General features: G+C 45.5%; 14 protein-coding genes. 9 read left to right on the forward strand and 5 right to left on the reverse strand.

Annotation, left to right across the window (positions count from 1 at the left end; genetic code table 11):
- The first annotated feature begins 379 nt into the window (after positions 1-379).
- The 6 genes from KI743_RS06945 to sstT all read left to right on the forward strand — a co-directional run bounded on the left by KI743_RS06945 (position 380) and on the right by sstT (position 6,174).
- Positions 380-1,300, forward strand: coding sequence for a DUF368 domain-containing protein (locus KI743_RS06945; protein ID WP_285465716.1), 921 nt, complete (start codon positions 380-382; stop codon positions 1,298-1,300).
- A 215-nt stretch (positions 1,301-1,515) separates the two neighbouring features.
- The gene (locus KI743_RS06950; protein WP_285465717.1) at positions 1,516-1,953 is read left to right on the forward strand and encodes a hypothetical protein; all 438 of its coding nucleotides are present in this window, start codon (positions 1,516-1,518) and stop codon (positions 1,951-1,953) included.
- On the forward strand, positions 1,950-2,540 hold the full coding sequence (locus KI743_RS06955) for an SCO family protein (RefSeq protein ID WP_285465718.1): 591 nt from the start codon (positions 1,950-1,952) through the stop codon (positions 2,538-2,540). The genes KI743_RS06950 and KI743_RS06955 overlap by 4 nt, the downstream gene beginning before the upstream one ends.
- A gap of 55 nt (positions 2,541-2,595) precedes the next feature.
- Positions 2,596-3,051, forward strand: a complete 456-nt coding sequence (locus KI743_RS06960; RefSeq protein ID WP_285465719.1) for a copper chaperone PCu(A)C — start codon at positions 2,596-2,598, stop codon at positions 3,049-3,051.
- A gap of 451 nt (positions 3,052-3,502) precedes the next feature.
- A complete protein-coding gene (rsgA, locus tag KI743_RS06965; RefSeq protein ID WP_285465720.1) occupies positions 3,503-4,570 on the forward strand; it encodes a ribosome small subunit-dependent GTPase A in 1,068 nt (355 codons plus the stop codon).
- A 383-nt stretch (positions 4,571-4,953) separates the two neighbouring features.
- Positions 4,954-6,174 (forward strand): serine/threonine transporter SstT, encoded by a 1,221-nt coding sequence (sstT, locus tag KI743_RS06970; RefSeq protein WP_032550540.1) that lies wholly within the window; start codon positions 4,954-4,956, stop codon positions 6,172-6,174.
- A 115-nt stretch (positions 6,175-6,289) separates the two neighbouring features.
- On the opposite strand, the gene KI743_RS06975 is transcribed toward sstT, so the two are convergent.
- The 3 genes from KI743_RS06975 to KI743_RS06985 all read right to left on the reverse strand — a co-directional run bounded on the left by KI743_RS06975 (position 6,290) and on the right by KI743_RS06985 (position 9,427).
- A complete protein-coding gene (locus KI743_RS06975; RefSeq protein WP_150870355.1) occupies positions 6,290-7,471 on the reverse strand; it encodes a tetratricopeptide repeat protein in 1,182 nt (393 codons plus the stop codon).
- Positions 7,472-8,026: 555 nt separating this feature from the next.
- The gene (locus KI743_RS06980; RefSeq protein ID WP_285465721.1) at positions 8,027-8,959 is read right to left on the reverse strand and encodes a LysR family transcriptional regulator; all 933 of its coding nucleotides are present in this window, start codon (positions 8,957-8,959) and stop codon (positions 8,027-8,029) included.
- A 27-nt stretch (positions 8,960-8,986) separates the two neighbouring features.
- Positions 8,987-9,427 (reverse strand): Lrp/AsnC family transcriptional regulator, encoded by a 441-nt coding sequence (locus KI743_RS06985; protein ID WP_032550543.1) that lies wholly within the window; start codon positions 9,425-9,427, stop codon positions 8,987-8,989.
- 128 nt (positions 9,428-9,555) lie between these two features.
- Between KI743_RS06985 and KI743_RS06990 the strand changes: the two genes are divergently transcribed.
- Complete coding sequence (locus KI743_RS06990) at positions 9,556-10,140, forward strand: LysE family translocator (RefSeq protein ID WP_032550544.1); 585 nt, start codon at positions 9,556-9,558, stop codon at positions 10,138-10,140.
- A gap of 28 nt (positions 10,141-10,168) precedes the next feature.
- On the opposite strand, the gene KI743_RS06995 is transcribed toward KI743_RS06990, so the two are convergent.
- Entirely contained in the window at positions 10,169-10,555 is a 387-nt protein-coding gene (locus KI743_RS06995) for a DUF1294 domain-containing protein (protein WP_285465722.1), read from the reverse strand.
- Between the two features lie 146 nt (positions 10,556-10,701).
- On the opposite strand from KI743_RS06995, the gene KI743_RS07000 reads away from it, so the two are divergent.
- Positions 10,702-12,471, forward strand: a complete 1,770-nt coding sequence (locus tag KI743_RS07000) for an alpha-amylase family protein (RefSeq protein ID WP_285465723.1) — start codon at positions 10,702-10,704, stop codon at positions 12,469-12,471.
- Between the two features lie 334 nt (positions 12,472-12,805).
- A complete protein-coding gene (gene pulA / locus KI743_RS07005; RefSeq protein ID WP_285465724.1) occupies positions 12,806-17,221 on the forward strand; it encodes a pullulanase-type alpha-1,6-glucosidase in 4,416 nt (1,471 codons plus the stop codon).
- Positions 17,222-17,332: 111 nt separating this feature from the next.
- Here pulA and KI743_RS07010 read toward each other — a convergent pair whose 3' ends face one another.
- Positions 17,333-18,247 carry a LysR family transcriptional regulator gene (locus KI743_RS07010; RefSeq protein ID WP_285465725.1) on the reverse strand — a complete coding sequence of 305 codons (915 nt, stop codon included), beginning with the start codon at positions 18,245-18,247 and terminating at the stop codon, positions 17,333-17,335.
- Positions 18,248-18,387: the final 140 nt, after the last annotated feature.

Genomic DNA, 18,387 nt, shown 5'->3' on the forward strand with positions numbered 1-18,387 from the left:
CGTCAGTTGGCTAGGTGACCCTCGGCTTAAGAAGGGTCACTCGGTATAAAGCAGGATGCGTGCCAACTTTTAAAACACAGTTTTTTGGGGGAATATCGCAAAAATGCCTCTTTAAACGACTCTCGATATGCAAAATGCAATTGCATAATGCAAACAAACGCAATATGAATAAGAAATCAATTTCATTTGAATTGGTAATAATGCGAGTCAAAATAGGGTGCAAGGTTTATTATTTTGCTTCCCAGAATGAATTTGATGACACAATCCATACCGTCTCCGTGGACTAAGGATTAAAGTGACGTCCTCGATTGCATATTCATACTTTTTTTACACCAAAGTTTGTATACTGCACCAAACCATTATTAACTCTCAGAGACAAATGAACTACTTAAGTACTTTCTTTAAAGGCATGGCGATGGGTGCAGCAGATGTTGTGCCTGGTGTATCGGGTGGCACCATTGCTTTTATTACTGGCATTTATGACACGCTTTTAGAAAGCATTCGTCGAATCAACCCTAGTGTGTTAGGTATTTGGAAACGTGAAGGCTTTAAAGCTGCATTCAATCACATCAATGGCTTCTTCTTAATCGCTCTATTTGGTGGTGTATTCACTAGCATCGCTACCTTAGCAAAACTGATCTCTTGGTTACTGGTCGCCCACCCTGTGCCATTGTGGTCTTTCTTCTTCGGTCTGATCTTGGTCTCTGTGTTCCACATTCTTAAGCAAGTTGAGAAGCGCGATGCAATACGTGGGCTATTTCTGTTACTCGGCGTTGCTTTTGCTTATAGCATCACAGTTCTTAAACCGCTGCACATGGAACCAACCAGCATTAATGTCATGCTTGCAGGCGCGATTGCAATCTGTGCGATGATCCTTCCAGGTATCTCCGGCAGTTTCATTTTGCTACTTATCGGCATGTACACACCTGTACTTGTTGCCGTAAAGGGTTTCCAAATTGACATCCTACTGCTGTTTCTTTCTGGATGCGTGATTGGTCTTTTAAGCTTCTCTCACGTTCTTTCTTGGCTACTGCGTTCATTTAGAGATGTAACTTTAGTATTCCTAACTGGTTTGATGATTGGCACCCTGCCAAAAATCTGGCCTTGGAAAGAGACTATCAGCTGGCGCACTAACTCCAAGGGTGAGCAAGTGCCATTGATTCAAGAGAATCTTTCTCCATTTGAATTTGAATCTATTACTTCTCAACCATCACAGTTGGTTCTAGCGGTAATCATGATGATGGCAGCGATTCTATTGGTGCTGGGCCTAGAGAAATTCGCAGAGCGAAACGGTCATTAACAGACCAATAGACAGAAATTAATAGAAAACACCTAAAGCGAAGCAAGCAGCTTCGCTTTTTTGTATCTGGTATATCCCAAAAATCCATGACCAATATCCAAATAAATCTCCACTACAAAGCTTCTACCCTCCGCACAAAATTGTTTTTTGATACAAGCACGTAATGAGCTTTGTGATACCATCGCCCCTCAATATAAGGAATGATGAGAGCCCCTATGCACCCAGCACTTAAGGTTGCGATGGTAAGCGCCGCCCTGCTTGCCGGCTTCTTTGGCCCACAACTACTCGAGCAAGTTAATCACGCGCTAGACACTCAAACAGAGCAAGACATCAGTCAGTACTGTATGTTGAGCACGCAAGAGTGCGCTCAAGATTCGGTCACCATGGTGTTTGAGCACGATACCGCCCAACCTCTGGTGCCTGCCACTCTAACCGTCACTTGGGATGGCACCAGTTCCGACCAACTTCAGTTATCACTCAGTGGTTTAGAAATGGAGATGGGTACGGCGAGATTTCAATTAAAGCGCACCGAAGGGAATACATTCCAAGGTGACGTCATTTTACCTGTGTGTACCATGGACAAGATGACATGGCTCGGTGAATTAACCGACGGCAAGAATACGGTACACCCAGCAATAAGGATGGAAAGATGAGTAAAAACTGGTCACTCGCATTAGTCGTTGCATTCGTACTCGGGTTCGGGGTCAAAACCTACCTTGATGAACAGAGTAAAGCTCAAATGCAGCTAGAGAAAGAGCAACAGATCTCAGCAACTACTCTGTTTGGTAAAGACAACCAACCCGTAGAGATCTTCGACGAAAGTGATACTCGAGTGCGCATTGTGTACTTTGGCTTCACACGCTGCCCAGACGTTTGCCCAACGTCACTAGCCATGTTGGCTGGGGCGCTCAATCAGCTATCTGAAGAAGAAGTCGCGAACGTTCGCCCGATGTTTATCTCTTTAGACCCAGAACGTGATGCTGCAGAAGCATCTTATGAATACGCACAATACTTCCACCCGAATATGGAAGGATTAAGCGGCCCTCTTGATATCACAACAGCGCTGGCTCATAACTACGGCGTGATTTTCCGTAAGTCAGAATTAGAAGGCTCAGAGCTTGAGTACACGCTTGATCACAGCTCTTACTTCTACTTTTTAAAACCTGATGGCACCTTGATTACTAAGGTTCCACATACACTTACGCCAGCGCCGATTGTTGATGCAATCAAAAAGCTATAACGCCTAGCGATAGCCGTTAACCGATTCAATTAGATTGTTTAGGGAACCAAGAATAATGAAATTAAAAGCCCTCGCATTAGCAGGTATGCTGCTTTCTTCAGTTGCTCAAGCAAGTGACGTTATGATTCATGACGCCTATGCACGCGCAATGCCGCCTTCCGCTGTGAATAGCGCTGTTTTTACCACTCTGATGAATCACAGCGATGTAACTCGCACGCTTGTCTCTGCCTCGACACCAGCGGCTGGAAAAGTAGAACTTCATGATGTCATCATGGAAGGTGAAGTCATGAAAATGCGTCAGGTTGAAAGCATTCAAATCCCAGCGCATGGCAGCACAGAGCTGAAGCCGGGAAGCTTACACATCATGTTATTTGATTTAGCTGCTCGCCTTGAGGAAGGGCAAAGCATCACTCTAACCCTCAACTACGCGAACGGCGACGCCCAAACTGTCGAAGTTCCTGTCAAAAAAGTGATGAATGGCATGAAGAAAATGGACCATTCTCATCATTAAGTTAGAGTTTCCATTCAAATTCGCATAATAATTGACCATGACAGCTTCTCGTTGTCATGGTTTTTTGTTAAAGTCGCCAAGCAATTTAGAGTCGAGTGGTATGACATTACGTTATACTCACTACTGTCAATAACTCACCAAGGAGAACGTCCATGATTGTAATGAACCCACTAGCGCCCTTAGTAAAAGAAGCGTACTACTCGTAAGGCAACAACAACTTACTTTCCCTTACGACCAATAAGTTACTTCGTATATATCTGTAACTTGTTATCCAGCATGGTGTAAACATCATTCACACTAAGCTGAAAAATCTAATGATCACTTCTTTTACCCGGTTTGCGCTGCAGACAAGCACAAAACCCGGGGTCCTATCTATTGAATTCGACCCATATTCTCATTTTTTGACATCGCAATAGCGCCAAAGTCGCGAGTTGTATGTCGAGGTATAGCAATGAATTCTAAAAACGCATTTTCCGATCCAATTTCAATCTCGCAACTTGGATGGAAACCTATTTTCCAACAACAGCTAACACTTGAAGATTACGAGCAAGAAAACTTCGCAGCTCGAGTTATCGCACATCACCGAAGCGGCTATACACTTGCTTCTGAGCAGGGTGAAATCCATCTCGCGATTCACCATGCTTTGCCCGCAATGACCGTTGGCGACTGGGTGTTAGTCAAACCCAACCAACAATTTGAGCGATTATTGGACCGCCAGTCACTGTTTAGCCGTAAAGCTTCAGGCACTCGAGTAGCGGAACAATTGATATCGGCCAACGTTACGACCGTGTTCATCGTCGTATCCTTGAACCACGATTTCAATCTAAGCCGCATTGAGCGTTACTTAGCACTGGCTAATGAAGCGAAAGTGGAACCTGTCATCGTCTTAACCAAAAAAGACTTATGTGATGACTCAGAGACCAAAGTAAGCCAAGTTCAGAGTCTGGATCCGTTACTCATGATTGAGACCGTCAACGGACTTGATTTAGAGTCAGTTCAGGTACTCGCACCATGGTGTACATCTGGTGCGACTGTCGCTTTGATGGGCTCATCGGGAGTAGGTAAGTCGACAATCGTCAACTCTCTGATGGCTGAGCAAGCTCAAGCGACGGGTGGGATTCGTGAAGACGACAGCAAAGGTCGACACACAACCACGTCACGTTCACTTCATTTGCTGAAAGGCGGTGGTTTGTTGATCGATACTCCAGGAATGCGAGAGCTGCAACTTTCTGAATGTGCCGAAGGTGTCAGTGAAACCTTTGCCGACATCGAAGAGCTTGCCATGAATTGTCGCTTCTCAGATTGCCAACATCAATCTGAACCAGGGTGTGCGATTCAACAAGCACTCGAAAATGGCGATTTAACAGAGCGTCGGTTCAACAACTACCAAAAACTGCTCCGTGAACAAGCGAGAAACAGTGCGACGCTAGCGCAGCAGCGTGCGAATTTTAAACAGCTAACTAAGATGTATCGCAGTGTGCAGAATGAAAGCCGTCATCGAAAACAGTTCGATGATTAATATGCATACTTAGTCATCAAATAGCAGACAAAGATAAAGCAATACATGCTGCCAGTGAGAGATCGCTTGGCAGCATTTTTACATCCAAGATATCAATTATGCATACATAGTTTGCATAACCATTCCTTGCCAATCACAACCACAGACACATCAACTACATATCCACATTTGTAAAGATTTATATCTTAGCTTGCATACATAAATTTAACAATTAGAGCTAAAACACCCACACAGCGCAAACAATTACACCAAAATGAAACTAATCCTAGACACTGAGATTAATCAAGCTAATATGACCGCCCATTCGACTAGTGTATAGTTCGAAATGGTTCCATTTTATAAAAGAAATATCACTATAATAAGTTAACAATTGCAGGTAATTTATGCAAAATCACAACATGTTCGCCCGCATCGCTCGTGGAAATCTCGTTCTACAGATCCTTGCTGGTATTGTATTCGGTGTCGTTCTCGCCATGTTCTCGCCTTCAGCGGCTCAAGATGCAGGTCTACTAGGTAGTCTGTTCGTAGGTGCGTTAAAAGCTGTAGCCCCAATTTTAGTATTCATTCTTGTTGCTGCTTCTATCGCTAACCAAAAGAAAGGTCAGCATACTCACATGCGCCCAATCATTGTGCTTTACTTGATTGGTACCTTCTCTGCTGCACTAACGGCCGTTGTTCTGAGCTTCATGTTCCCAACGACTCTAACTCTGGTTGCTGGTGCTGAAGGTGCAAACCCTCCTCAGGGCATCACAGAAGTTCTACAAACACTGCTATTCAAACTGGTTGATAACCCAGTAAATGCACTGATGAACGCAAACTACATCGGTATCCTTGCATGGGCGATCGGTCTAGGCCTTGCTCTACACCACGCTTCAGCGACAACCAAAGCGGTATTCGAAGACCTAAGCCACAGTGTTTCACACATTGTTCGCTTCATCATCCGCCTAGCACCTTTCGGTATTTTCGGTTTAGTATCTGCAACATTTGCGACAACTGGTTTCGAAGCACTAGCAAGCTATGGTCAGCTACTGGCTGTACTACTAAGCTCTATGCTGATCATCGCATTGGTTATCAACCCAATCATCGTATTTGTTAAGACTAAGCAGAACCCTTACCCACTGGTTCTTCAATGTCTACGTGAATCTGGTGTAACGGCATTCTTCACGCGTTCAAGTGCAGCAAACATCCCTGTAAACATGAACCTATGTAAGAAGCTTAACCTAGACGAAGATACTTACTCTGTATCTATCCCACTAGGCGCAACCATCAACATGGCTGGTGCAGCAATCACGATTACTGTTCTAACATTAGCTGCTGTACACACTATGGGTATCCAAATCGATATCTTCACTGCGATCCTTCTAAGCCTTGTTGCAGCTGTATCTGCATGTGGCGCTTCTGGTGTTGCGGGTGGTTCACTTCTACTTATCCCACTAGCGTGTGGCCTATTCGGTATCTCGAACGACGTAGCAATGCAGGTTGTAGCGGTAGGCTTCATCATCGGTGTAATTCAAGATTCTGCTGAGACAGCTCTGAACAGTTCTACAGACGTGGTATTCACTGCCGCGGTATGTAAAGCTGAACAGCAAAAGTCTGACGCTTAATCTCAGATTAAGATCGCAAAGGGGTAGCCACTGGCTACCCCTTTTTGTTTGCTTCAATTCTTATACCAACATCGCTGATTGATTCGTTTTCTCGAGACTCAATGAGTATTTTAAACTAGCTCTTCCAATTGGGCTGAACGGTCGACTGACTAAAATCGAGCCCAGCGGAACCATCACTTGGTTTGTTGGTTGATGCATCAAACGGGACTTGTGTGTAATCACTCACTTCCTTTGTCGGCTGCTCTAGCGCGACGTCTTCTGCTATCTCTTCAGGCATCACTTCGACACCCTCTTCTGTTTTCTTAGGCACAGGTACTTTGCGTTTATAAAGCTTATTAAGCGCCTTGATTACAGAGTGCTTGGTTACCGCTTCTTGCGATAGCTTGGTCATAATAGGCTTGGTTAACGCCTGTAATCCAACGATCGAATCAACACCAAGATTAGCGCCGACTTTGTCACGCTGCGCTTTAGCAGGTTCATAACCAAAATGAGCAGATAAAAACAGCCAAATGTAAGCAATAGCATTACCGTGCTCACCATGGTCAATCCAAGCTTCACCCGCATGGAACATGGCTTCGGTATTGTTCTTCTCCGCAGCACGCTCTAGCCAATAACAGCCTTGTCCGTGGTTTTTCTCGACACCTAAACCATTCAAATAACTCAGACCTAACTTAATCTTTCCGTTGAGATCATGCTTATCTGCCGCCATTCGAAACCACTCCACAGCGTTTTCTGGAGAGTAGTCAGAGTTGTCTTTATCGAGGCACCAATCGCCCATAAACAACATAGCATCGGTATGCCCACTGGTGGCAGCTTCTTCAATCAGAGCATAACCTTTCGGGATGTTCTTAGTGGTGCCTCGACCATGAATCAAGGCTTGCCCCATATTGAATTTAGCATCGGAATCGTTATCTAATGCAGCAATCGCTAGCTGCCAAAAGTTTGCCTGCTCTCTCAAGATCAGGTCCTCTTTACGCTTCATGCTGAGGCGAACAATACCATACATACCGTTGACATTATCTTGCTGCGCCGCTTTCTCATACCAATACAACGCCTCTTTGATATTGGTGCGTTCTGCTTCTTTCGCCAAATAGAGGACTGAAGGGATATGACCAGTCTCAGCTTTGAACAAGCGGTCTTTCTTTTCTTGCAGGCGAGCCTTCTCTATCGCCTTTCGATAAGCGACCTCTCTAGCCTTGCGCTCTTGCTCTAGTCGCTGCTTTCTCAGAGATAAAGAGATCAGCCAAATGACGACTAAAATCAGAGAAAGTGCAGTTGCACCGATAGCGATGCCCATTGTGCTCATAACGTCTCAACTGTTTGTTGTTCAACTAGTGTTTATTTTTATATCGATACTAGTCGATAAATGGAGATTAATAGGCTAAAGAAAGAACCTATAGCCATCATGAGTTTAGTATCTCAGGATTCTTGTGCCATAAGAAGCTAAACCGATTTGATCAGAATGAAATGCTAGTGGGTGATGTGATATTGCTTCCAACCTAAGTCATTCGCTTGATGTCATTGCAGAAAGCAGCCATCTCACCCTTTGACCTTGTAAACCATCATACTCACTCTCGGCATATTTCCCTACTCAAGGTCACGAAAGTGTTACTGCGCTATCGTTTCGTTTATCAGCAATCTGCTAGTTTTAAGAAATAACCTGCCCCGCCAAGTTACACCGTAACTCATGGACAGCTAGGCTCCCTCTAATTACCTCATTTATACGCCTCTTTTTTGCTCAATTTTACATTGTAAATCGGGGCACCAAAATTCTTCGGTAAACACTAAATAAAAAAAGCGGCTTGAAACTCATGTCTCAAACCGCCCATGCTTACCGTTTTTGTCAAACTTACTATTTGTCGCTCTGCATTCTTTCCCAGATAGTCGGTGAGCCAATGTAATCTTGGACACAGCTAATGAACTCTTTCACCAACTTTGTCTGCTTTCTGTGTGGATACACGGCATAGATGGCAGTCTCTTCGGTTGATATACGATACTCAGGAAGTAACTGAACGAGTCCAAGGTCTTTCATTGGTGCGTGCAGGTTCGATTGGTCCAAAAAACCATAACCCAACCCATCACTGACGCCCGAAACAATAGTGCGTACGTCACTCACCTTATAATTGCCTTGCAGCGACAACACTTGATACGTATCGCCATTAGGTTGCTCACTAATGCGCAATTGATCGAGCGTCATATCACCGTTGGTATAAATAATCGCAGGCAACGACAACAGATCCTGTGGCGTTTGTGGCTCACCATGCTCAGCGATAAAATCGTGCGATGCCACCAGCATAAAGTGACTATCTGCTATTTTCTTGGCGATAAGGTTTGATTCAACCAACTTACTGAAACGGAAGGCGATATCGATTTTACCCGCAATGATATTGGCAATCTTATCGTCCAGTGAGAGCACGACCTGAACATCGGGATAGCGACGCATAAATTGAGTCACGATCGGCTGCAAATACTGTTGTCCAAAATAGATTGGAGAGGTAATCCGCAGTACACCTTTAGGTTCAGACTGATACGAGTCGGCAATTCCTTGAATCTGATTTAGGGTGTCTTGAAGCACACGAGCTTGCGCTAAGATCTCTTCACCCGCAGAAGTCAGTGAAAACGATCGTGTAGATCGATTGAGCAACTGAACACCAAGGTCAGCTTCCAAGCGCTTGATCTGCTTAGACAAAGACGAATTATCCATGTCATGAAGCGTTGCCGCTTTGGTAAAAGATCCCTGCTGAACCACATCAAGGAACAGAAGTAATTGGTTGGTATTTAACACATGATTCTCTTTAGAAAATAGATTCGGTTATCGTTCATCTTTCGGCGTATCCATCACCACCATGGTTGTGATGGACTGTACTTGAGGACACTCACCCAACACATCCGCATGAAACTTTTTATAGCTGGGTAAATCTTGAGTTTCCACCCGCAACAGGTATTCGTTCGCCCCAGTAATGTTATGGCACTCGACTACCTCTTTTTCCAAACTGACATGATCTTCAAACTCTTGCTGCGCTGCTTTGCTGTGACTTGATAAACCAATAGAAACATACGCGATAAAGCCAACGCCCATTAAGGTGTTATCGAGCACAGCACGATAGCCCTGAATCACGCCTTGTTTCTCTAGTTCTTGAACGCGGCGTAATGTCGCAGACGGAGATAAACCGATGCGTTCCGAGAGCTCAATATTGGAGACTCTGCCGTCCGCTTTCAGCTCAAGCAATATCCTTTCGTCAAATCTATCCATAGGTGAATTTAATTGTGCAATTAGTGAATTTAACTCGAATAAAAGCACATAATTGCCCGACTTTCCACTTAGTATGAATCGTGACCGGTCAGACACAACTGTAATTTTCACTATTTAGGAACAACGCCATGCCTTTTGAACAACTTACCGCACTCGCGTTATTTGCGTTTGTCTCGACCTTCACACCTGGCCCAAACAACATCATGTTGATGACTTCGGGCGCAAATGTAGGCTTCACCAAGACCATCCCACACATGCTGGGTATCGCACTTGGCTTCGCCATTATGCTGCTATTGGTCGGCTTTGGCTTAATGGGTTTGTTCCACAGCTTCCCTATTATTCACCAAGTATTGAAATATCTGAGCTTGGCTTACCTGGTTTATTTAGCGATTAAAATTGCTACCAGCGGTAAAGCAGAAGAGAAGGAAAGCTACAAGCCGATGTCGTTTCTAGCTGCTGCAAGCTTTCAGTGGGTTAACCCGAAAGGATGGTCGATGGCATTAACGGCAATTTCGGTTTACAGCACTGGCAGCTCATGGGTTGAGCTCGCAATCATCGCCGCTATTTTTACGCTTGCTAACCTGCCATCCGTGACATTTTGGACTGCAGCGGGGAAACAGCTCCAGCACTGGTTGACGACTCCCTTGCGCATTAAAGGCTTCAACTACGCGATGGCATTGTTACTGTTAGTTTCGACCGTACCAATGATTTAAGTCCTTGCTGATCTATTTCTTACTCGAGCTACAACCAGCTAAAAAGCGCCTCTTGAGGCAGAGTCAACATAGACTGTCCATGAGGCGTTAATGTCCACACAAACCCTAGAATATTCAGACCACAGCAGATGAAAAACAGCGTTTTAAAGGGCTGCTTTTGAGTCTTATGTCGAAACTGCTGCTGGGCTATCAACGCGCCTAGCCAGCCCCCACATAACGCAAGCAGATGAAGTGTATTCTCTGGGACACGCCACTCACCTTTTATTGCCGCTCGCTTATCTTTTGCGTAAGTCAAATAAGTCATCAGCCCTATCAATAAATAACCTCCAAGCATCAGTTTTGAGCTTGAATAAAACGCGATCGAAAGGCTCACAATAAAGAGATAGGTAAACACAATTTTTAATGATGACGACAAGGTTATCCCCTTTTGCGCAGCAGCTCACGAAGCTTAATAACTACGCCCTGAATTCTTATAGAAAGGATGAGTAATAAGCCCGTTATTTGCGCTAGCCTACTCGCCTCATCCCTACATAACATGATGGAAGTTAAGGAATTATAACCATGTACAATAAAAAACATACCATCTATCAAGTCTTTACACGGCTGTTTGGCAACCAAAACACCAACAATAAGCCTTGGGGCACAATTGAAGAGAATGGCGTTGGTAAATTCAGTGATTTTACCGACAAAGCACTTTCTGAAATTAAGGACCTAGGCATCACCCACATCTGGTATACCGGGGTCCCGCATCACGCAGTGATCAATGACTACCAAGAAGTGGGAATCACCCAAGATCATCCAAGTGTGGTTAAAGGCCGAGCTGGCTCTCCCTACGCGGTCAAAGACTACTACTCGGTCAATCCAGATTTGGCAGATAACCCGGAAAAGCGCATTGAAGAGTTTGAGGCTCTCATTAAGCGCAGCCACGAAAATGGGTTACAAGTTATCATCGATATCGTACCAAACCATGTCGCCCGTCAGTATCGTGGTAATCACAATCCAGCTGGCGTTGAAGACTTCGGTGCCAGTGACGATACCAGTGTTGAGTATCACAGAGAGAATAACTTCTATTACATCCCAGATTCCCAGTTTGAGCTGCCGGATATCGACCCAGCCTTTACGCCACTTGGTGGAGAAGCGCACCCTAGCCTAGAAGTACCGTTCGTTGAAAAGCCCGCCAAATGGACAGGAAACGGCTCACGTTTAGCTAAACCTAACTTCGACGATTGGTATGAAACGGTCAAAATTAACTACGGTATCAAGCCTGATGGCAGCAAAGACTTCCCTGAACTTCCGCAAAGCTATGAAGACAAAGACTACATCGAGCATTACCACTACTGGCAGCAGTTTGATGTACCTAGCTCTTGGGTTAAGTTCCGCGATATTGCGCTGTACTGGATCGCTAAAGGCGTAGATGGCTTCCGCTACGACATGGCAGAGATGGTGCCTGTCGAGTTTTGGAGCTACTTGAATTCATCTATTAAAATGCGCAAATCCGATGCCTTCCTGATGGCAGAGGTCTACCAACCGGATCTCTATCGAGATTACATTCACCTCGGTAAGATGGATTACCTCTACGACAAGGTCGATCTCTATGATGGTCTAAAAGATATCATGCAGGGCAAAGCCTCCACCGCGATCATTTCTGAGATTCAAGGCAAGATGCAAGACATTGAGCATCACATGCTGCACTTCTTAGACAATCACGATGAGCAGCGTGTCGCGTCGCCGGAGTTTGCTGGTAACCCAGAAATGGCAAGGCCTGCAATGTTAGTGAGTGCTTTAATCAGTAGCTCTCCAACCATGCTCTATTTCGGTCAAGAAGTCGGTGAAGCCGGCGCTGAAAACGCAGGGTTTGGCCAGCCGTCACGCACCTCAATCTTTGATTACGTTGGTGTGCCACAACACCAGAAATGGATGAACCACGGCAAGTTTGATGGTGGTCTCCTAAACGAAAGTGAAATCGCACTGCGTCATTTCTATAAACGCATCATGAACTTCACATTAGAGCACTCTTCAATGACAGGTGAATACGTCGATCTCTTCGCCAAAGGCGAGCTTTCTGACACTAGCCACGCCTTTCTACGATATGACGCCAAAGAGCTAGTTATCGCGACCAGTCGCTTTGCAACGCAAGGTAATGAGTCGATTAAAGTGACTATCCCTGAAGAGCATATCTCCGCTATGAACCTCGCTGACGGAACTTACTCTTTGGAAGAGAAAATTGAAGGTCTAGAAACACAATCACTCACGGTAGATAACGGCATCGGGTATTTCAGTTGTGAATTGAAGCCATTAGCCGCATTAGCTTGGGTGTTGAAACTCAATTAATTCTATATTTATCACTAATTATAAAAGAGCCAAACGGCTCTTTTTTTTTGATGATTATTAAGTGATAAATAAAGCGCTAGTAATCTCACAAAAATTAGGCTGAGTTCTCATCCTATTTACTCATCCTCCCTTCTACGCCTTTTTAAAATAATCACCCGTTTTGTGTGTTATCGATCCAATTAATTATCGTTTGGCCTAATACAAAATGTGATTCCGACACTAATTACTTTTAATTTCCTAATTTTAAATAACTTTGTTTATAAGGCTCACAAATAGATCACCGTATTCAACATTACGATATTCATCGAGAATAAAACTAATATGGATATAACACGTGAATACAAAAAACTTTAAACTCTCTACCCTTGCAAAAGCAATGCTGCCAATCCTTGCTGCAAGCGCACTAAGTGCATGTGGAGATGACGACAGCAGCTACACCGCACCAACACCAGGTACATCGGTACCGGGCGAAGTGGAACTTGCACCTAACGTTGATCTGCCAGCCGCAGCTGCAACTCCAAGTGCCAATGAAGTTTCACTAAGCTACATCGCTGATACCACTTCAAACGTGGCGCGCATGTCCAATACCACGACAGATTTCAGCAAATGGACTCTGGTATGTGGCGACAAATCCTTTACTGCGACATCTTCGGATCAATTTGGTCCAACTTGGCTAGTCGCGGCCAGCGAGGCAACCGGAAGCTGTAAGATCACCGATGGCACCACAGAGCAAGCATCGGTTAACCTTGATGCTTCTGATGCGGGTAGCACTGTTGGTGTAACCCATGCGGGTGAAAAGGTTTCAGGTTCACGTCAGGACACCATGCTTAAGGGATACGGGCTTGACCAAGAAGGAACCGATGTAAAACTTCCTGAAGCACAGCCTCCAGGTGAGTTGCCTGCTCCACCAGCTAATCATTTCGCCGTTCACCTTTATGATCCTCTAGGCGATAAGAAAGAAGAAGGCGCAGACAAAGACGGTTACGGCAACCTTAACCTACACATCTGGAACGATGCAAAGTGTGCAGCTGGCGATCCAAGCTATTTCAACGATGACTGGGAAGACACCAGTGTCACACCAGACGACTCAGACGAGTTCGGCCCAGTTTGGTATGTTCCGGTCACCGATGATGCAAGCCAATGTTTCAACCTCATCTTCCGTAATGCCAATAAAGATAAGCTGATTGGTGCTGACCTTGTTATCGATATTTCTGGGCAAGCTAAAAATCCAGCTGTCACTTACATGGCTGGTAGCTCAACGTCTTATGCGACTCGCAGTGAAGCCTTTGAGGTTGCAGGTCCATCTTCTGAATTCACTATCGACAGTGTTGGCGCGATCCTGATTGACGACCAAACACTGGTTTGGAGTGCAGGTAACGGAGCTGACCAAGTTCAGATTATGTTCAGTTCCAATGGTGAGTACCAAGTATCAGAAGATGGTGTCGTTAGCGGTGCATCTATCGTTCTTTCAAGTGCAACACTCACAGACGCTCAAAAATCCAAATTCCCACACTTAGCGGATTACCCAGCGTTCGAACTTCCTAACTTACCAGAAGAGCTATCACTTAGCTCATTAATGAAGGGCAGCTTAATTGCACTGGCTTCTTCTGATGGTGCTGAAGGCGAGCCAGCAGCACTGCGCTCTTCAACAGCGGTTCAATACGCAGGTGCACTGGATGCGATCTTTGCCGAGGCAGCAACTGACCTTGAATACGGTCCTATCTATGGTGATGACGGTGTGACCTTCCGCTTATGGGCACCAACCGCCTCTGAGGTTGAACTGGTTGTTTACAACAGTGACAAATCAGAAGCTTCTCGCCACACAATGCAAGAGGATAGCGCAACGGGTAGTTGGAGCGTTGAAGTCGAAACTGATTCAGTCGACAGCAAGTTCTACCGCTATGCGATGAAGGTCTTCCAACCAAGAGAACAGAAGGGTTACAGCTACGAAGTGACAGACCCATACTCTGTCAGCCTATCTATGAACTCTTTCTACAGCCAAGCTGTGGATCTAGATTCTGACGAACTGAAGCCAGCTGGTTGGGATGGGTTAGATGCCCCACATTCACAAAACCCAGACAATGGCGATCTAGCGAATATGGTGATCTACGAATCTCACGTTCGTGACTTCTCAGCTCGTGACAAGAGCACTGACAACAAGGGTAAATACCTAGCGTTTACTGAGCAAAACTCAGTACCAGTGAATCATCTTAAAGAGCTTAGTGACGCGGGCATGACACACCTGCACTTAATGCCTGTATTCGATATCGCAACCATCAACGAAGATCCAAGCCAAGTGGCAGATATCGACGAACCATTCAGCAAGCTTTGCTCTTTGAATGAATCGATTAAGAACGACAGCCGTTACAGCGACTACTGCACTAGCGATGGCACAATCGCCGAAGCCTTTGAAGAGCTTAAAGCGACTGATACCAAAGACAACGCAGTGGTAGAAGGCCTTAACGAGTACGTCCGCTCTGTCGACTCTTACAACTGGGGCTATGACCCATTCCACTACACTGTACCAGAAGGTTCTTACGCAACAGATGCAGAAGGTACCGCACGTATTCTTGAATTCCGTGAAATGGTTAAATCGGTCAAGCAAGATGTTGGCATGAACGTAGTAGTAGACGTAGTGTACAACCACACTAACGCTTCGGGCATGAATGACAAATCGGTACTCGATAAAGTCGTACCGCTATATTACCAACGTCTGGTTCCAGATTCTGGTCTCGTAGAAACATCAACCTGTTGTGAAAACACGGCGCCAGAGCATGCAATGTTCGCGAAGCTGATCGACGATTCCATTCAAACTTGGGTAGAAGCGTACAAGATTGATGCATTCCGTTGGGACTTGATGGGCCACCACCCACTATCTCAAATGCAACAAACGCTCGCTGCAGCTCGTGAAGTTAATCCAGAGGTTTACTTCTACGGTGAAGGTTGGAACTTTGGTGAAGTTGAAAACAACCGTCGCTTTATACAAGCAACACAACCTAACCTAGGTGGCACAGGCATCGGTTCTTTCTCAGACCGACTCAGAGATGCTGTTCGAGGGGGTAGCCCATTCGATGGTGGTGAAGCGATTCGTAAGACTCAAGGCTTCGCAACGGGCGCAGCAACACTGCCAAATGAGCTAATGGCCGATGATGAAGGCAATGTTTCTGACGTCGAGCTAGAGCGCGCGCTACACCAAATCGACCTGACTCGCTTGGGCATGGCGGGTAACTTGAAAGACTTCAAGATGGTCGACTTCGAAGGCAACACGCAAGTCGGTTCATCAGTTGACTACAACGGCCAAGAAGCGGGCTACGCAGAGCAACCATGGGAAGTACAAAACTACGTATCAAAACACGATAACCAAACATTCTGGGATATCAACATGTACAAGGTATCAGAGGATGCTAGCGTAGATGTGCGTGTTCAGATGCAGACTATTGGTATGTCTACTGTTCTACTAGGTCAAGCGATGCCGTTCAATCACATGGGTGGCGAACTACTGCGTTCGAAATCGATGCAACGTGACTCGTACGACTACGGCGATTGGTACAACCTCGTTGACTTCACTCTTACCGACAGTAACTGGAACAAAGGCCTGCCAGCGAAAGATAAGGATGCGGATAACTACGACCAAATCGCTCGTGCGACGGCTGATCTAAACTCTCAGCCTCAAGCTGAACACATGGAGCGCATGTACAATAACTACAAAGAGTTGTTGATGCTTCGCTCAGCCTCGGATCTGATGACGCTACCAAGTGCTCAAGAGATCATGAACCGTGTCGACTTCCGAAATACGGGTAAAGGCCAAACAACCGGTGTGATCGCAATGACCATCGATAACGGCAGTACCCAAACCGCGGATATCGACAGCTCAGTTGATGCCATTGTCGTTATCATCAATGCGACGCCAGAGACGCAAACAGTCGGTGATTTCGTTGACCACGAGAGCAAGCCAATTGTTCTGTCTGGCTTTGAATTGAGTGCTGCACACGAAGACAACGGTATTGCTGGAAATGCATCATTCACTGAAGGCAAGTTCTCAGTACCGGCTTGGTCTACCGCGGTATTCGTTCAACCAAGAGGCTCTGAGCGTGGCCTAGGTCTACCAGTTGCAGAGAAGAAAGCAGACTTACCACCGTTTGGTAAAACTAAGGTCTACATTGCAGGCGGCTTCGAGCAAGCTAGCTGGGATCCAGCAGCGATTGAAGTGCCTTACACCAACAGCGGTTTGTACACTATCGAGTTAGGCTTGGCTTCTGACACTGGTTACAAGTTCACGCATGGTGATTGGGACTCTCAAATTAGCTGCGGAGGTGAGAACTGTCCTTCAAACTTCACTGAAATGGGTATGTATGAGTTCTCATTGGACGCTTCTGATGTGGAAAACCCAGTAATTGTCGAAGCTAAGCTAGCGGAAAGCTACAAAGACAAAACTTGGTACATCCCAGGCACAATCTCAGGTAACTGGGGTCACGACGATGCACAGAAGATGACCACAAATGCACAAGACGCAACTATGGCGAGCTTCACCACTGCAGAGCTGGCTGCGAACCAAGAGTTCCAATTCAAGTTTACTTGTGGAGATTGGGGACAGTGTGAGCATGGCTATAGTGATGTCGTGGTTGCTGAGGGTTCACTTGCCGTTACTGACAATGGTGGCAACCTAGCCTTTACGCCTGCAAGTGAAGGCACCTACACAGTGACATTTAATATCATCTCTAAACAGGTGAACATTGCAGCGACTAAGTAACCGCTTGTTCAACGCCTACAAAAAACGCTGACTCAGGTCAGCGTTTTCTTTTTTCAACTCGTTAAAAACGAAAGTTCGCAGAAAATTCAAGCTCGCAGAAATTAGGGCACACTAATAAGAGTGTTGCTGAAGAATCTCGATAAAGGCCTCGATCTTTTTATCCTTCACGCCCTGCTTTGCGTAAAGCCCAACATTCCCCAAACGTTCACTGTTCACCAAAAGTGTCTCAACCCCCTGCTCTTCCATCCACTGGCACATGGTGTGACTATATGGCATAACCGCATCGGTCATTTTCAACAGATCGATGCTGGCAGATAGAGAGTCCACATCGTAGATATCTCGGCCCAGGTGTTCGCTCTCTTTGGTCATGATTTGAGAGTTTACATGATCACTCAATACCGAGTTGTGACGCGAGTGATCTGGCGTAACCCGCAAGATCGGATAAGCCTCGGCCTCAGTCATCAACACTTCAGTCAATAACTTTTTCCGTGTCAATAAAGGGTGTTCAGCCCTCACAAACATCGCTTCTTTATCTCTAAACAGCGGATAGAAGGTCACTTTACATCGCTCATGCAAGCCGTAGATTTCGTGGCCAACAAACAGATCGATATCGCCTTGTACCAAGTGATGCATCAAAGAGAGGTTATTACCAAACTCCAAGTGGAGTGAACCCGAAGGCTCTTGCTCTTTGTAGGTTGCTACCGCATCGCGAACAAACTGTTCCCACCAAGCTTCGCCCGTACCCAACTTCAACTTACCCAGTTGACGCTGCTGCATATCAGTAAAACGGTGCATTAAAGAGAGATGCTTCTCTTGCTGCTCTTGAGCATGTTCGCGAAAGAGTAAGCCATACTCAGTGAGCTCTACACCTTTCGACTTACGAACAAAAATCGGCACGCCAATATCGTTCTCAAGTTTCTTAATCGCAGCGGTCAATGATGGCTGACTGATATTGAGCTTTTCAGCAGCACCTTTAATACTGCCTGTATGCGCAACCATCAAAAAATATCGGTAGAGCTTATTCATCGTATTCTCTTAGTTTGCATCGGATCACAAAATGTAAGGTTAGAATTTCAACAGTTTTAGACAAGTAAGACTGGATCACGCCTCAAGCCACAATGATATAGGATTTTTCTATAGAGAGCACCATTCTCGCTATTTCCCAG

This window comes from Vibrio sp. D420a (assembly GCF_030248625.1).
Classification (GTDB): Bacteria; Pseudomonadota; Gammaproteobacteria; order Enterobacterales; family Vibrionaceae; genus Vibrio; species Vibrio fortis_A.

Excerpts from the sequence above, each read along its gene's own strand:
- KI743_RS06945 (WP_285465716.1), top strand. The coding sequence starts at position 380 with ATGAACTACTTAAGTACTTTCTTTAAAGGCATGGCGATGGGTGCAGCA.
- KI743_RS06985 (WP_032550543.1), bottom strand. The coding sequence starts at position 9,427 with ATGGATAGATTTGACGAAAGGATATTGCTTGAGCTGAAAGCGGACGGC.
- sstT (WP_032550540.1), top strand. The coding sequence starts at position 4,954 with ATGCAAAATCACAACATGTTCGCCCGCATCGCTCGTGGAAATCTCGTT.
- KI743_RS06975 (WP_150870355.1), bottom strand. The coding sequence starts at position 7,471 with ATGGGCATCGCTATCGGTGCAACTGCACTTTCTCTGATTTTAGTCGTC.
- KI743_RS06950 (WP_285465717.1), top strand. The coding sequence starts at position 1,516 with ATGCACCCAGCACTTAAGGTTGCGATGGTAAGCGCCGCCCTGCTTGCC.
- KI743_RS06955 (WP_285465718.1), top strand. The coding sequence starts at position 1,950 with ATGAGTAAAAACTGGTCACTCGCATTAGTCGTTGCATTCGTACTCGGG.
- KI743_RS06990 (WP_032550544.1), top strand. The coding sequence starts at position 9,556 with ATGCCTTTTGAACAACTTACCGCACTCGCGTTATTTGCGTTTGTCTCG.
- rsgA (WP_285465720.1), top strand. The coding sequence starts at position 3,503 with ATGAATTCTAAAAACGCATTTTCCGATCCAATTTCAATCTCGCAACTT.
- KI743_RS07010 (WP_285465725.1), bottom strand. The coding sequence starts at position 18,247 with ATGAATAAGCTCTACCGATATTTTTTGATGGTTGCGCATACAGGCAGT.
- KI743_RS07000 (WP_285465723.1), top strand. The coding sequence starts at position 10,702 with ATGTACAATAAAAAACATACCATCTATCAAGTCTTTACACGGCTGTTT.
- KI743_RS06960 (WP_285465719.1), top strand. The coding sequence starts at position 2,596 with ATGAAATTAAAAGCCCTCGCATTAGCAGGTATGCTGCTTTCTTCAGTT.